Source organism: Vibrio diabolicus (assembly GCF_011801455.1).
GTDB classification, from domain to species: domain Bacteria; phylum Pseudomonadota; class Gammaproteobacteria; order Enterobacterales; family Vibrionaceae; genus Vibrio; species Vibrio diabolicus.
This window is the reverse complement of record NZ_CP042451.1, coordinates 1689446-1702976: the sequence shown is the minus strand read 5'-3', so window position 1 is coordinate 1702976 and position 13531 is coordinate 1689446. Positions and strand designations below refer to the sequence as shown.

The 13531-nt window shown below is 44.4% G+C and carries 12 protein-coding genes; 4 read left to right on the top strand and 8 right to left on the bottom strand.

The features are described 5' to 3' along the window. Nucleotides 1-50 precede the first annotated feature (50 nt). From FR741_RS08275 to FR741_RS08260, 4 genes are all read left to right on the top strand, one after another. Nucleotides 51-530, top strand: coding sequence for an outer membrane beta-barrel protein (locus FR741_RS08275; RefSeq protein ID WP_005394221.1), 480 nt, complete (start codon nucleotides 51-53; stop codon nucleotides 528-530). Nucleotides 531-729: 199 nt separating this feature from the next. Then, a complete protein-coding gene (locus FR741_RS08270) occupies nucleotides 730-1245 on the top strand; it encodes an outer membrane beta-barrel protein (protein WP_005394222.1) in 516 nt (171 codons plus the stop codon). 372 nt (nucleotides 1246-1617) lie between these two features. Further along, complete coding sequence (locus tag FR741_RS08265; protein WP_005394224.1) at nucleotides 1618-3198, top strand: BCCT family transporter; 1581 nt, start codon at nucleotides 1618-1620, stop codon at nucleotides 3196-3198. Nucleotides 3199-3319: 121 nt separating this feature from the next. Continuing rightward, the gene (locus FR741_RS08260) at nucleotides 3320-3709 is read left to right on the top strand and encodes an ATP-binding protein (RefSeq protein ID WP_167426598.1); all 390 of its coding nucleotides are present in this window, start codon (nucleotides 3320-3322) and stop codon (nucleotides 3707-3709) included. 19 nt (nucleotides 3710-3728) lie between these two features. Here the strand turns inward: FR741_RS08260 and FR741_RS08255 are convergent, their stop codons facing one another. From FR741_RS08255 to FR741_RS08220, 8 genes are all read right to left on the bottom strand, one after another. After that, nucleotides 3729-4367 (bottom strand): sugar transferase, encoded by a 639-nt coding sequence (locus FR741_RS08255; RefSeq protein ID WP_005394228.1) that lies wholly within the window; start codon nucleotides 4365-4367, stop codon nucleotides 3729-3731. Between the two features lie 10 nt (nucleotides 4368-4377). After that, nucleotides 4378-5565, bottom strand: a complete 1188-nt coding sequence (locus FR741_RS08250) for a glycosyltransferase family 2 protein (RefSeq protein ID WP_006742949.1) — start codon at nucleotides 5563-5565, stop codon at nucleotides 4378-4380. Then, nucleotides 5558-6676 carry a glycosyltransferase gene (locus FR741_RS08245; protein ID WP_167426597.1) on the bottom strand — a complete coding sequence of 373 codons (1119 nt, stop codon included), beginning with the start codon at nucleotides 6674-6676 and terminating at the stop codon, nucleotides 5558-5560. The genes FR741_RS08250 and FR741_RS08245 overlap by 8 nt, the downstream gene beginning before the upstream one ends. A 220-nt stretch (nucleotides 6677-6896) precedes the next feature. Then, nucleotides 6897-8330 (bottom strand): GumC family protein, encoded by a 1434-nt coding sequence (locus FR741_RS08240; protein WP_006742947.1) that lies wholly within the window; start codon nucleotides 8328-8330, stop codon nucleotides 6897-6899. Further along, complete coding sequence (locus tag FR741_RS08235) at nucleotides 8327-9451, bottom strand: glycosyltransferase family protein (protein WP_167426596.1); 1125 nt, start codon at nucleotides 9449-9451, stop codon at nucleotides 8327-8329. The genes FR741_RS08240 and FR741_RS08235 overlap by 4 nt, the downstream gene beginning before the upstream one ends. Nucleotides 9452-9566: 115 nt before the next feature. Continuing rightward, nucleotides 9567-10931 (bottom strand): O-antigen ligase family protein, encoded by a 1365-nt coding sequence (locus FR741_RS08230; RefSeq protein ID WP_006742945.1) that lies wholly within the window; start codon nucleotides 10929-10931, stop codon nucleotides 9567-9569. Continuing rightward, nucleotides 10928-12358 carry a lipopolysaccharide biosynthesis protein gene (locus FR741_RS08225; protein WP_074191435.1) on the bottom strand — a complete coding sequence of 477 codons (1431 nt, stop codon included), beginning with the start codon at nucleotides 12356-12358 and terminating at the stop codon, nucleotides 10928-10930. The genes FR741_RS08230 and FR741_RS08225 overlap by 4 nt, the downstream gene beginning before the upstream one ends. After that, nucleotides 12351-13523, bottom strand: coding sequence for a glycosyltransferase family 4 protein (locus FR741_RS08220; protein WP_006742943.1), 1173 nt, complete (start codon nucleotides 13521-13523; stop codon nucleotides 12351-12353). Before FR741_RS08220 ends, FR741_RS08225 begins: the two co-directional genes overlap by 8 nt. Nucleotides 13524-13531: the final 8 nt, after the last annotated feature.

Here is a 13531-nt window from a genome sequence, read left to right as displayed (position 1 = left end):
CAACGACTGAGTTATGCAGACGTGGGAATAATAAAGAGTAAAGGTAGATGATGAAAAAAACTCTATTAGCAGTGGCGCTACTTGGCGCATCTTCTGCGGCAATGGCAGATTCTTGGATTTACGGTGGTGCAACAGTAGGTCAGTCTGACTACAAAGGTGAGACGGATACATCATACTCTGTTCACGTTGGTACAGGCATTCTACCTATCATTGGTATTGAAGCTGGTGTAACGCAACACGGTGAATTTAATGTAAATGGTCAAGACACTAAGCTAACGTCTTACTACGCAGCACTTAAGCCAAGCATCGACTTTGGTCCACTGCATGTGTATGCAAAAGGTGGTTTCCACCAGTGGGACAAAGAAGTGAAAGGCGGTAAAGACGATGACGATTTGGATCTAATGTACGGTGTAGGTGCTGAGTACTTCATTTTTGGTCCGATGTCTGTTGGTGCTAGCTACATGAACTACACGGCGGGTAAAGACGATATCGGCACGTTCTCTGTTAACGCAACACTGCATTTCCTATAAGCGTCTAGCTTTCTAACACACATATGAAAAACACCGACTTTATGTCGGTGTTTTTTTGTCTGGAAGTCACAAAACAAAAGTTGAACATAAATTATTCACTTTTGGATCTTAAAATGCTCATGCTTTCCAATATATAGTGGCGATTAAATGCGCATATTTGCGTAATGTTTCGCTTAGGAATCGCTCAGGAAGGGATAGTATGAAAAAAACACTCTCGTTATTAGCTCTAACGTTGTGCTCAACATCAGCAATGGCTGACTCATGGATTTACGCTGGCGGTCAAATCGGTCAATCTGATATCGATAGCGAAAACGATACAACCTACGGTATTCATGTAGGTACTGGTATTTTGCCATTCATTGGCATTGAGGCAGGTTACTTTAACCACGGCAAGGTGGATTTATCACTGAGTGGCAGCAGGGGTAGTGCTGATTTTGATTCATTCTATTTAGCAGCGAAACCAAGCATCGACTTTGGGCCGCTTCATGTCTATGCCAAAGGTGGCATCAATGCATTCAATGTTGATTATGACGGCGGACTGAGAAATTTAGATAAAGATGATGGTGTCTCCTACATGTATGGTGTCGGTGCCGAATACTTCTTGCTCGATAATGTTTCTATTGGGGCAAGCTATCAAGCGTTTGGCGTGGATATTGACAGCGATAGTGACACCGTGAGCAGTGTGACGGGGAATATTACCTTCCATTTCCTATAATACTCAATCTATATGAAAACTTTACTGACATGGTTTCATCGCTAGCTTTGAAACCAAGTCAGTGTTACTTATCTCAATTTACGCGTCCATCAATGATAAAGCCACAGAGCGCAAGTATTTCCAGTGCTTTTCTAACGATCAAATTACGATAAAATCAATCGTTAGACCTCATAATTTTTGTGTTGATATTACTTTGTTCTCATCTGCCTTTAACTGAGCCAAAAATGCAATAAATGGCGATTTTTTGCAAAAATATGTGATTACTGCTAAACTTCGCCCCGCTTTAAAACTTTAGAGTTCAAATTAATGGAGGGCGGTATTGGAGTTCTTCTCACCTGAGGGGCGTTTCAAATTCACGTTAAATTTGTATTTATGGATAATGCATTTAAAAAATATAGTATCGACACAACAGACTATCAGGTTGGACAGGACAACGTTCAAAAGTGGGGATTCGACATACATAACCCCGTTTTTGGCATCAGTGCGGGTCTCGTTGTTTTCTGTCTAATTTCACTTCTTCTTGTTGAGCCAACCACTGCTCGTGATGTATTAAACGGTCTGAAAAACGGAATTATCGAACAGTTTGATGCGTTCTTTATGTGGTCGACAAACTTCTTCTTATTATTCGCTGTTGCTCTTCTTTTTTCTCCGTTGGGTAAAATCCGCTTAGGTGGCAAAGAAGCAACGCCGGATCACTCAACCGTTTCTTGGTTGTCGATGCTCTTTGCAGCTGGTATGGGTATTGGTCTTCTGTTCTGGAGTGTGGCGGAGCCGACCGCGTACTTCACTGATTGGTGGGGAATGCCACTGAACGCAGTGCCATACACAGAAGAAGCGAAATCTCTAGCGATGGGTGCCACCATGTTCCACTGGGGTGTGCATGGTTGGAGTATTTACGCACTCGTTGCACTAGCACTTGCGTTTTTTGCTTTTAACAAGGGTTTACCGCTTTCATTGCGCGCGGCGTTTTATCCAATTTTTGGTGACCGAGCATGGGGTTGGTTAGGACATGTTATCGACATTCTTGCCGTTTTATCCACGCTGTTTGGTCTTGCAACGTCGCTGGGTCTCGGTGCTCAGCAGGCGACCAGTGGTATTAACCATGTCTTTGGTCTAGAAGGCGGCATTGGTACACAAATGATTGTGATCACCTTTGTTACCTTTATCGCGGTGCTATCAGTAATTCGTGGTATTGATGGTGGTGTTAAACTACTGAGTAACGTCAATATGGTGGTTGCATTTGCCCTGCTTATTTTCATTACCTTTATCACGTTTGATACGGCGTGGGGTTCGCTACGCGACACAACAATGGCTTACATTGAAAATATTATTCCGTTGAGCAACCCCCACGGTCGTGAAGATGAAACTTGGATGCACGGCTGGACGGTATTCTACTGGGCTTGGTGGGTATCTTGGTCACCGTTTGTTGGTATGTTTATCGCGCGTGTGTCTAAAGGTCGTACGGTTCGAGAATTCCTGTTCGCAGTGATCGTTATTCCTACTGTCGTTACCTTGATTTGGATGTCTGTATTCGGTGGCATCGCGCTTGACCAAGTGGTGAATAAAGTCGGTGAGCTAGGTGCAAATGGTCTAACTGATATTTCACTGACTCTGTTCCATGTTTACGATGCGCTTCCGTATAGCTCAGTGATTTCAATGCTTTCTATCGTGCTGATTCTGGTGTTCTTTATTACATCATCAGACTCTGGCTCACTGGTTATCGATAGTATCACTGCGGGTGGTAAGATTGATGCACCAATTCCACAACGTATTTTCTGGGCTTGTATTGAAGGTGCAATTGCAGCCGTTATGCTTTGGGTTGGTGGTAAAGAAGCCTTGCAAGCATTGCAGTCAGGTGTGGTTGCAACGGGATTACCGTTTACCTTTGTTCTGTTGTTGATGTGTGTAAGCTTGGTTAAAGGGTTAAGAACCGAACTGTCAGCTTACAAATAAACACTATCCACTATTGAATTTAAATGCCGAGCCTAATGCGCTCGGCATTTTTTATTTCTACTTTTCTTTTTCAATATTTCCGTTACAGTTTGGGCTTATTCCCACCTCATTTAACAACATTATGTCACTGGCTAAACTCATTCTTATTCGTGGACTTCCAGGTTCAGGTAAAACAACCTTAGCAAAGCAACTAGCGATAGAGCTTGGTGCTAAGCATTTTGAAGCTGACATGTATTTTGAAAATGATGAAGGTGATTATCACTTTAACCCAACTCAATTGTCCCAAGCGCATGAATGGTGTTTTCAGCAAACTCGAAAGTGGTTGAACAAAGGGAAAGTCGTGATTGTGAGTAATACGTTTGTTCGTCACTGGGAGATGAAGCGTTACTTGGACTATTGCGTGAAGAAGCGAATTGAGGTGGAAGTTAAGGTGTGTCGCGGAGCGTATCAAAGCATTCATGATGTGCCACCAGCGACCATCGAAAAGATGCGACGCCAGTGGCAAGAGTGACCGTTACCAGAACTAGGGGTTACTGACCTCGTCCGTCAATCATCACAACGAAAGTTTTGCTCATGATTGAAAGGTCCATTGAAATCCAAGAGTAGAACGAACCTAAGCTTAGTGCGTAACTGTGGTCAAAACCAACTTTACGTCTTACATCTTCAATGCATGCATCATAGCCTTGGTTAACTTGCGCTAGGCCTGTAATTCCTGGTAATACGCCATATGTGCGTTCTACAAAATAAGGGATTTCATCTTCCAACTTTTGGTAGAAAGCAGGGCGCTCTGGACGTGGCCCGATCATCGACATTTCACCTCTCAACACATTAAACAGCTGTGGTAACTCATCTAAACGCGTCTTACGTAAAAAACGTCCTACTGGTGTGATTCGAGGATCATTCTCGGTTGCCCAAACTGCACCGGAGCGTTGTTCCGCATCAATATACATGGTGCGAAACTTCATGATTTGAAAAAGATCCATTTTTTCTGGTGTACAGCGCCCAACACGCAGTTGACGATAGATCACTGGGCCTTTTGATGTGATTTTTATAGCTAGCGCGATAAATGGGAATAGTGGTGCAGTGACGAGCAAAATAAACATTGCAACCAGTACATCAAACGTTCTTTTCGCGTGGCATACATTTGAATCGTAGCGTGAGTTTTTCATGATGCTTTCCTTATTGGTTGACGCGTTTCCAACGTCCATTTTCCATTCCTAGCAAATACTTCATACCGCCGATGAAATTGGCGAGATGACCAATGACGATGTAGCTAATCAGTTTAAAAGGCTTGACTGTGTTAAGTGCAGGCACCAAGTAAGTGACAAGTGCGATACCATAAACACAGGCTTGAGCGAGCAGCATTATTTGAAACAGCGGGTTGTGTGCCAGTAGTAGTGAACAAACCAAGCAAACAATCATCAAATAGGGTGTTGCTAAGCGCAGAACCTTTCCCGATAGAAATGCAAAGGCAGTGCCACGATAGCGAGGTAGCAGTAATTTCTTTAATTGCATGAGCTGCTGCATGTTACCCGCTGAAATTCTTAGGCGTCGCTTGAAGTCTGCGTCGTCTGAGCTTTGTTCGAGTTCAAGAGCTAGCATGTTAGGTTCGTAGATAGCGTTATAGCCTCGCAAAACGATTCTCATAGGGAGAATAAAATCGTCATTAATGGTGCTGACTTCAAGTGGTTCAAATAGGTGGGTTCTGAATGTATAAAACGCACCGTGAGAGCCAATCGTTGAACCTAGCAAGGATTCTTGGTGCTTCACTCGAGACTGGTATTGCCAGTACGCTGCTTCACCTTGGTTATCGGTACTCATTATTTGATATGTCGCGTTAACCACTCCAACCTTCTCATTTTGATAATGCTGACTAGCTAGCAACAGAGAATCGCAAGAAATCAATGCCGATGTATCACTCAGTGCGGTAATGTCCGAGCTAACATGACGCATTTCTTCGTTGAGTAGGGCAACTTTACCGCGATTGACTTGGTGGTCATTAATGATGAACAGTGTATCGGAGCAGATTGCTTCTTGAATCGTCGCTTGAGCAATCTCGGCTGTGTTATCTGTGCAGCCATCACATGCGATCACCACTTTCAATTTATCTCTTGGGTAATCTAAGCTCGCAAGGTTGCGGATCTTTTCTGCTATCCATTGTTCTTCATTGTAGGCGGGCACGATGACAGTAATAGATGGTAACTGACTGTCTGTTTGAGAGGCTTTGTAAGCTCGCTCTACAAATGGTGCTGTGGTTTTTTGCTGTTTTAAAGGAAGCCATTTAAGTAGCAATGGATAACCAACATGATGATAGACAATCAAAAATGCGGATAAACCAAAACCTGTAATCCAAAGTAAATCATTCATAGCTAGCCTCCTTGGCCAAACGTGAGTAGCGACTCACCATGTCTCTGATATCAAAATGTTTGAGAATAAAAGTTCGAGGAGAACCATGGGTTGATTTCAATTGCAGCGACAAAGCTTCCGCCAAAGAGAACACACGGTTGGCTTCAACCAATGTGCTGTTAATCGGGCAGAGCGTCTCTTTCACGCCACCAACATCGGTTGCGACACAAGGAACGTCACATGCTTGAGCTTCTAGTGTTGAGAGGGGGAAACCCTCTTGAAGCGACGGTAAACAAAATAAATCGAGGCTTTGGTAAAAGCTGGGCATATCGTCGACCAAGCCTAAAAAGGTAACGCGATCCTCAAGTTTTAACGTTCTAACTTGTGCTTCCAATTGAGCTCTCTGAGAACCATCTCCAGCAATGGCTAGGTGTGTGTTTGGCGTAAGATGAGAGAAGGCTTCGATAAGCACTTTATGGCCTTTAACTGCTTCTAAACGCCCGGCAACGCCAATTACGGTTTTGTTGGCTGGAAGCCCAAACAAGTTTCTCTTGGTTGCTTGGTTACCGCTTTGAAATTTCTGGCAATCGATCCCATTATGTATGGTGCAGACTTTGCGGTAATTCAGTTTTGTCTGGATTTGTTCGGCGACAAAGTTCGCATCGGCAACCACATGTGGACGAATCATTTTTAGCAGTAGGGACTGAAGTCGAGCCGACTTTCTGTTATTCAGATGCCAGGCGTCGTGCTCAGTATGGATAATTACTGGCACCTGCGCTAAGCGTGCCGCAATCCCACCATATAATAGTGGACCGATATGGTGAGTGTGGACCACATCAGGCTTAAGTCCTTTGAGCATGGAAGTCAGCGTACTGATGGTTTTTCCGCTGAATCCAGGTTTCTTATTGAGAAAGTGCAGTTGGCCTTGGTAGGCCGAGAGTTTTGACCAGCATTGCAGTGCTTGCGCTTTGCTTCCCTCTAAACTTACGACAAACACGGAATGATTCGGTTGCGCAAAACGAAGCATCTCTAATACGAGCGTTTCCAAACCGCCAGGAGCTAAGTGCTGCACGACGTGTAATATCACTTTTTTATTGCGTTGAGTGCTATTTTGTTTTTGTCTGAATTCCATTCTCAAACCCTCGTTGAGTTCTTTGTTTATTTAGGAATTGCAGACTGCGTGCCAATAAATTAAGTTTTTAAAAACATAAGGTTAATGGCAATGCATATGAAGGGCGATGTTTATTCTCAATTTGAGATTCATATTAGTGGAAACCTTACACGGAGTTAGAATAAGCACAAAAAGAAAAGCACTCGCTGAACGAGTGCTTGTCATGGAGTGTTAACGGCTGTTAGCTTCCGTATACCACTTTAGGTAGAGTGGTGATCACAGGAACGCCAAGGTGCTTTTCTAATGCTCTTTTAGAGCGGATAGAGTTATCTGCTAACTCAAGTATCGTCGCTAATCCAATGCCCAAACCCGCGCCACCGATAAACCCTAAAATGACAAACACAAAACTAGGTAAGTTAGACGGAATGGTTGGTGTGAAAGGTTCATCAATGATTTTCACGCGTTTATTCTCTTCAAATACGCCAAGTGAACCAGTTAATTGAGCCATTTCATAACGCTCTACAAGGTCATCATACATTTCTCTTTTTACCGCGACATCACGAGCTAGGCGGTTGATTTCTGTTGCGGTGCTACCAAATCGATGCGCATTACTTTCTAACTCTTGAATCATTGTTCGTAAGCTATTTGTTTCTTCTGTGAGGGCTTCAAAGCGTCCGCGCATAATTTGCAGTTGGTGAAGCTGAGAGACCAGAAGAGGCTGAGCTTCTCCAAGACTGTTTACGGTGGTATTGCTTGCGATATCCCAAAGTTGGGCGCTGTTTAATTCCGGTTGTTTAGAGTTCAATAGTACTGAGCGCTCTTGCTCCAAGCGGTTTAACTCTCGTAGCTTGCCTTGAACCATGCTATGCGCCTCAGTGTACTTGGCGCGAAGCAAAGTGAGCTCACTACGAATGTCGATGATTTGTTCTTCAAGCTTACCGATAACCGGGTTGGTTTTAGAAAGTTGTTGGTCCAAACTACCTAGGCTTCGGGTAACACCAGCAAGCTCCGCTTCTTTTTCTGCCAAGGTTTGTTTAAGGCTTGCCAGACGAGTCAGGCTTTGTGCTTGCATTTCAGGCGTCGCGTGAGAGTAAGTATTCTTGTATTCCGCGAACGCTTGCTCTGCTTTATCCAGCTCTTCTCTGCGTTTATTAATATGGATGGTTAAAAAGTGACTTGAATCTTTAATTGAAGATCGTTCAGGAGCTAAAAGCTGTTCGACAAAATGTTCGCTGACGGAGAGTAACATCGACTCCATGCCATTCGGTTTACCACTTCGTAGTTGGATTTGAATGAAGTCCTTACCGAGCTGCTGAACAGACAAACGCGACGCGAGATCTTTAATGATGAACTCTTGCTCTTTGGCACTCATTTCGTCACTAATCAGCGCTTGTTCTTTGGCAACTGAGTACAAAACATGTCGGCTTTTTAGCAAGGTACTGAGTGCGCTCAATCGATCTTTCAGCATGGTTGAGACGGCAAGGTCTTGAAGGAATGGGTTCATTTTCGCTGTCTCTTGGATAAGCATACTCGTATGAGCGACATAAGTCGTCGGAACCAGTTTACTTACGATGAAACCCAGCACAGGCAATACAAGCATAGGAATAACGATCATGTAGCGACGTCTCCAAGCACCATGTAATAGTACGCTGAGGTTTTCTCTTAAATCGTTCATAGCGCCCTCACTAATTTATCAACTTGGTTGGCTCTTGCTTCCCAGCTTTGCTGTTGAACAAATGACTTTGAATCTGTCGGTGGCGGTAGGAGGTGATCGAGACTGGCACGCACGTCTTCGACATCTTGAACCACATGAAGCATATGTTTGTAGGGCATTAATGCAGGAAACGGTGTGCTGATAACAGGGGTTCCTGTTGCCAAGTACTCAAGAAGTTTAAGCGGATTACATGCCTTGATTTGAGCGTTATCAACAAAGGGCAACCAACTGGCATCCCAGTGTTGGGAGTAACGTGGCAGAGTGTGATGCGCTCTCGGGTCCAGGTAGTATATGTTGCTTCTTTGTGGAAGCGGATTATCACTGAACTCGTTAGGGCCGATGAACACGAGATCCCAGTCAGGCGCTTGGTCTGCGACTTGGGCAATTAAGTCGTAGTCTAACCATTCAGACAAACTGCCATAAAAGCCCAGCACTTTGCGACCATCATTAGGAAAATCTTCAGCCTTAGGTGCTGGCTCAGAAAACAGACTAAAGTCGACACCGTGAGGCAAAGTGACGGTTTTACCAGATGGAAATTGAGTGGCGAGTTTGTCACTTGCTGTAAAAATCACATCAGCCGCGTTAACCAGTGTACGTTCATGCTTGGCAACCGTGTCGTGGTCAACACCAGCTAAAGCGCTAAAGTCATCGCCACAATAGTAAATTAGCCCACGTGAATTCATTTCCGCACAAACATCTGCGGCCGTCGGGAGCGATGTCCAAAATATAGGCTTATCAAAACCAAGAGCGTGTAACTGTTTATTGAGCTGGTATTTCATCATCTTAGCCGCTACTTTTCTTGCCAGCGCAGAACTTGGAGCAGGAATAGTGAGTAGGTTAATGGTGTGAATATTTGGGTTTATTTCAGACTCTAACGTTGGCTTATGCGATCCAGCGTTATTAAACACACGAGCGAGCTTGTTTAACGCACGTTGCATGTCTTTAGCGGTCAGCCTAGGTTGACGCAGACCAATTGAGTTAACCCAAAGGATGCGGTGGCTCGTTGCTAGTCGTTTGACAATGTGTTGAGTGGAGGAGGGTAGCCCGCCAAAATCTTCTCCAAATACTACGATGTCTGTCATGTAGCTCTCCTTGAGTCTTCGTTATTTGATTACTAATCAAGAGAGTAATCACAATACGTGCCAAGGAATTATTTGTTATAAAACAGGTAATTAGACTTTCTATTGGTATTTGAAATTAGGGTTTCTCATTTTGACAATCACTTTGAACGATTCGGCTAACGACAACCGTTAATGCTGCCAGAATGTAAATTGGCCAAGTGAAACCTTGAGTGAGGAAAGTGCCTGATACGATGGTCCCGATCAGCCCACTTAAGACTGCGTTTGCTCCAACAGAGAGGGTGTAATCCGATGTTGGCGTCAGTAGTGAAATAGAATGCAAAGAGGTTCGAATCAATGACACAATCAATGTAATGAACACAGCTAGTCCAACAAACCCTGTTTCTGCTAATACGCCAAACCAAGTACTGTGTACGGCGTGATTGATACCATCCCAGTGAGGGCTATAGAAATAGTAATTGAAATAGAAATTATCAAGCCCAACCCCAGTTAACGGATGGTGGAGAGCCATTTTAAATGCGGCTTCCCACGCGTAAAGTCGCCCCATCGCAGAGGCATCTATACCATCCTCGGCTGCGCCACCAGATTCTCGCCCTGAGATACCAGCAAATGCGTAGAGTACGATGGCTGCGACGGCGCCTAGTACTAAGACTAACGTTTTGCTTTTGATGTGCTTAAAGGCAAAGTACGCAAATACCGATAGAGAGCCTAACAAGCCCCCGCGGCTTTGTGTCTCAATAATCGCAAAAAACAATACCAAACAGGTAACAAGTGCGAAGAGTCGGAGATGCTTAGGTGAACGTTTCTCCATCAACTGACTAACAGTAAAGGCGAGGGGAAACATTAATACCAGCGCCAAGTCGTTCGGATCGCCGAGTACTGAACCTATGGAGCGTCCAATCGATACGCGCGTTCCTTCGACTAAATCAATGCCATTCGCTGCGTTTTGTAATGCGACTAAACCAATCAACAATCCGGCGAAAATTATTGCTTTCGACATTTGTGCCAACTGAGCAGGCTTGGTAATAAGCCAGGTGATCGCCAATGTCATAATGATGATTTTCCAATAGGTATTTTTGAAAACTGTAATGGCAATGTCACGACTGGAGGCAAAGACGATGCCGATGATCACCAACCCCCAAAATATGCACAGCCATTTTAATGAAGGGTGCCAAAAAGCAGTAAGCTGGCGACTTATCAAAAGGTGGAAAGCAAGTGCGGCCAGTGCCCCCAATGATAGTAGCAATGGGATTTTAAAGTTATAGATAACGGGAAACGCTTCATGAATACGAAAGAATGAAAAAATAACGAACAGCGTGACGAGCCAAAACGTTTGGTTGAGAACGAACAGTAAAGCCAGCGGGGCGAAACATAGTGCGACAATTAAAATAGGGTGAGGCATAACAATCCAAAGCAGGCCGATACAGACGGTAATCGTCAGCGCTGCGATGGACTGCTTTCTTCTCACCTTGGTTTCAGTCATAACGAGTATCTCTTCACCTGTCCACGCCATTTCACCATGTATCGAGTGAGCGCATTTAGCGTCTCTTTACTCATATAGCGAGTGGCTATCCCTGCCAGCAAAGTGCATGTCAAAATGCAAATTGCGATGGCGATGCCTATTGATTGTGAAGAGTGAAGCAGGAACAGTGCCACACCGGAGATAATCTGCAATAAAACCATCAGACTTAGGTGAAAAGGCAACGACATGCATTGTTGGCCTACCACATAAGTAAGGCCAAGCTTACACAGTTGAGCGTAATAAAGCGCAATGAAAACTCCATAGATACCCAGGGACGATAGGCCAAACAGCAAAGCAATTGCAACGCATGCAGAGACGACATTAATACCCAGTAACCAGCGAGTACGACGCTTGTACAAAATGGAAATATTAATGAGTTCGCTCCACTCTTTTAGCATAGCGATAGGCAGTAAGAACAAGCTGAACAGTACCGCCTCATGATAGGTTTCTGGTAACAGGTAAGTGATCATCACCATTGCTAATGTGCCGACTGCAACACTTAAACCGGTAATGTAAATCATGCCTAGATGAGTGATGCGCATAGCTTCTGTACTCTTACGCGCTTCTAGGTAATTAAATCGACGTGGCATCCACCACATGCCAAATGGCTGAACTAAAATACACATGCCAACCGCAAATTTTACGGCTATCGCGTAAATCCCTAATGTCGCAAGGGAGGCGTTCGCGCCGATGAACCAGCGTTCAGCGCCATTGAGACAAAACGCAACCAATCCAGCCATCATCATTGGCAGACAGTAATTTAGATATTGTTTCGCCACTGTCAGATTTGGCAGAGTCATGCTGTAGCGGTTAATGATGTGCAGCCAGACAAACTGAGTAATAGCAGCCAACAAGCCACCCCATAAAACAGAAATAACATGTGGGTGAACAGACAGTGCCGTGATGATGAAAATGACCTGAAAAACAGTGGTAGTCACCATGACGTTAAGTAGGGTTCTTGCTTTGTCGTCCTGTGTTCTCAACCAAGCTGTGCCGATTGCGATACTGCCTTCTAGAACGATAGCAAACATAACAATAGCAAACTCGACTCTCGTAAAAGGTGCAGGAATAGGCGCGAGCATAATGATAGCGAGTAGGCATAAAGCCACGATGCCAGCGATGAATAAAGCAAGTGAGTACAGCTGGTTTAGTAGGCTTGTGCGCGTATTTTGATCCTTTTCAACCCCGACGAATCGATACAGCGCTTCATGCAACGCGAAACTGACGAATAAGGTTGTGACAACGCCAAAGGTGGTAAGCAGTTCAAGCTTGCCCATTTGTTCTGGTGAGAGAAAGTGGGGCAATACAGGCAGCATGATTAGGCTGATGCTTTTGTTTATCACTAACGCGATAGCGAACAGCGACATATTGGTCATTGCTTTAGACATGGTCATATCCTTTGATGTATCGCGGTGTTTTGAGTTTACAATCGCCATTCGGTGCGGATTCTGCTGCAAGGTGCTGAGCGATTGGCAGATAACAACGTTCGGCCGTATAAAGTTGAGAAACGTTGAGTGCTTCGATACCCATTGTCACTTTCATCCATGGAGACTCATTCAAAAGGCGAATTGCGTTATGTAACGACGCCACATTGTTTGGTGTGTACTTGATGCAATTGCGGCCATGCGTCAATACGCGATCCCAGTAGCTATCATCATGTGGGATGACGATGCACATGCCTGCTGCGAGAGCTTCTAAAATGGATAATCCAAAAGGTTCGTTAACACTGGTGGAAACAAACACACCACACTGAGAGCGTAGGTCATCGAGGTTATCTGGGCATTCATGCCATTCAACACCTTTTGTGGTGAAGTCTGGTGTTGAATATTCCACACCTGCCACATTTGGTTTGATGTAACACACGGTAGATTTGATCTCTTTTGTCTTATCAAGTGTTAAAGCATCAAGAAAAAGATCGATGTTCTTCCATTTTAGTAAGCTGGCCGCCCAGAAGACGCGGTTTGAAATCGGATTTGCTTGTTTTGGCCAACGGTCTCTCGATAGTCCGTTAACAAACGTAGACGCATTCAAACCACACCAATAGCGTTCAGTGGCTGGCTTCTCTGTTTTGAGGTAGACCTGTAAGGCCTCTAGCATCGATTCTCGGGTGTTTGCCAAGTAATAAATTGCGGATGCTTTTACCAAGCAGTAGCCGGAAGATCTTGAACGACCAACTGGACCATGAACCATTTGTACCACAGGCTTTTTGCTGATTAATCTTAGTAAGTACAAAGGCATATCGTTACTTGGGCAAGATAGACCTAAAAAGCTATCTATCTTTGGTAGTTTCATGCACGCAAAAATCAGTTGGATAAAGTAATACGCGTTCATTAACCAGTAAGTGAGGCCATGAGTGGAGCTCAGTGGTGATGGTTTGATTTTGATAATCTGCACACGAGGCGTATCGCTAAGTAGTGACTCCCAATGCTCTGGATTCGTGGTCAGCAGATAACCAATTACGTTCAGTTTATCGCACTGTTTGAGGAGCTCTGCATTCGCAATTTTAGAACCACCTTGCATTGGGATGGCGTCGAACATTAATACACGTTTCATGACTGGCC

Bases quoted from the DNA above. Each gene is read 5' to 3' on its own strand.
- FR741_RS08275 (WP_005394221.1), top strand. From the start codon at position 51: ATGAAAAAAACTCTATTAGCAGTGGCGCTACTTGGCGCATCTTCTGCG.
- FR741_RS08270 (WP_005394222.1), top strand. From the start codon at position 730: ATGAAAAAAACACTCTCGTTATTAGCTCTAACGTTGTGCTCAACATCA.
- FR741_RS08265 (WP_005394224.1), top strand. From the start codon at position 1,618: ATGGATAATGCATTTAAAAAATATAGTATCGACACAACAGACTATCAG.
- FR741_RS08260 (WP_167426598.1), top strand. From the start codon at position 3,320: ATGTCACTGGCTAAACTCATTCTTATTCGTGGACTTCCAGGTTCAGGT.
- FR741_RS08255 (WP_005394228.1), bottom strand. From the start codon at position 4,367: ATGAAAAACTCACGCTACGATTCAAATGTATGCCACGCGAAAAGAACG.
- FR741_RS08250 (WP_006742949.1), bottom strand. From the start codon at position 5,565: ATGAATGATTTACTTTGGATTACAGGTTTTGGTTTATCCGCATTTTTG.
- FR741_RS08245 (WP_167426597.1), bottom strand. From the start codon at position 6,676: ATGGAATTCAGACAAAAACAAAATAGCACTCAACGCAATAAAAAAGTG.
- FR741_RS08240 (WP_006742947.1), bottom strand. From the start codon at position 8,330: ATGAACGATTTAAGAGAAAACCTCAGCGTACTATTACATGGTGCTTGG.
- FR741_RS08235 (WP_167426596.1), bottom strand. From the start codon at position 9,451: ATGACAGACATCGTAGTATTTGGAGAAGATTTTGGCGGGCTACCCTCC.
- FR741_RS08230 (WP_006742945.1), bottom strand. From the start codon at position 10,931: ATGACTGAAACCAAGGTGAGAAGAAAGCAGTCCATCGCAGCGCTGACG.
- FR741_RS08225 (WP_074191435.1), bottom strand. From the start codon at position 12,358: ATGTCTAAAGCAATGACCAATATGTCGCTGTTCGCTATCGCGTTAGTG.
- FR741_RS08220 (WP_006742943.1), bottom strand. From the start codon at position 13,523: ATGAAACGTGTATTAATGTTCGACGCCATCCCAATGCAAGGTGGTTCT.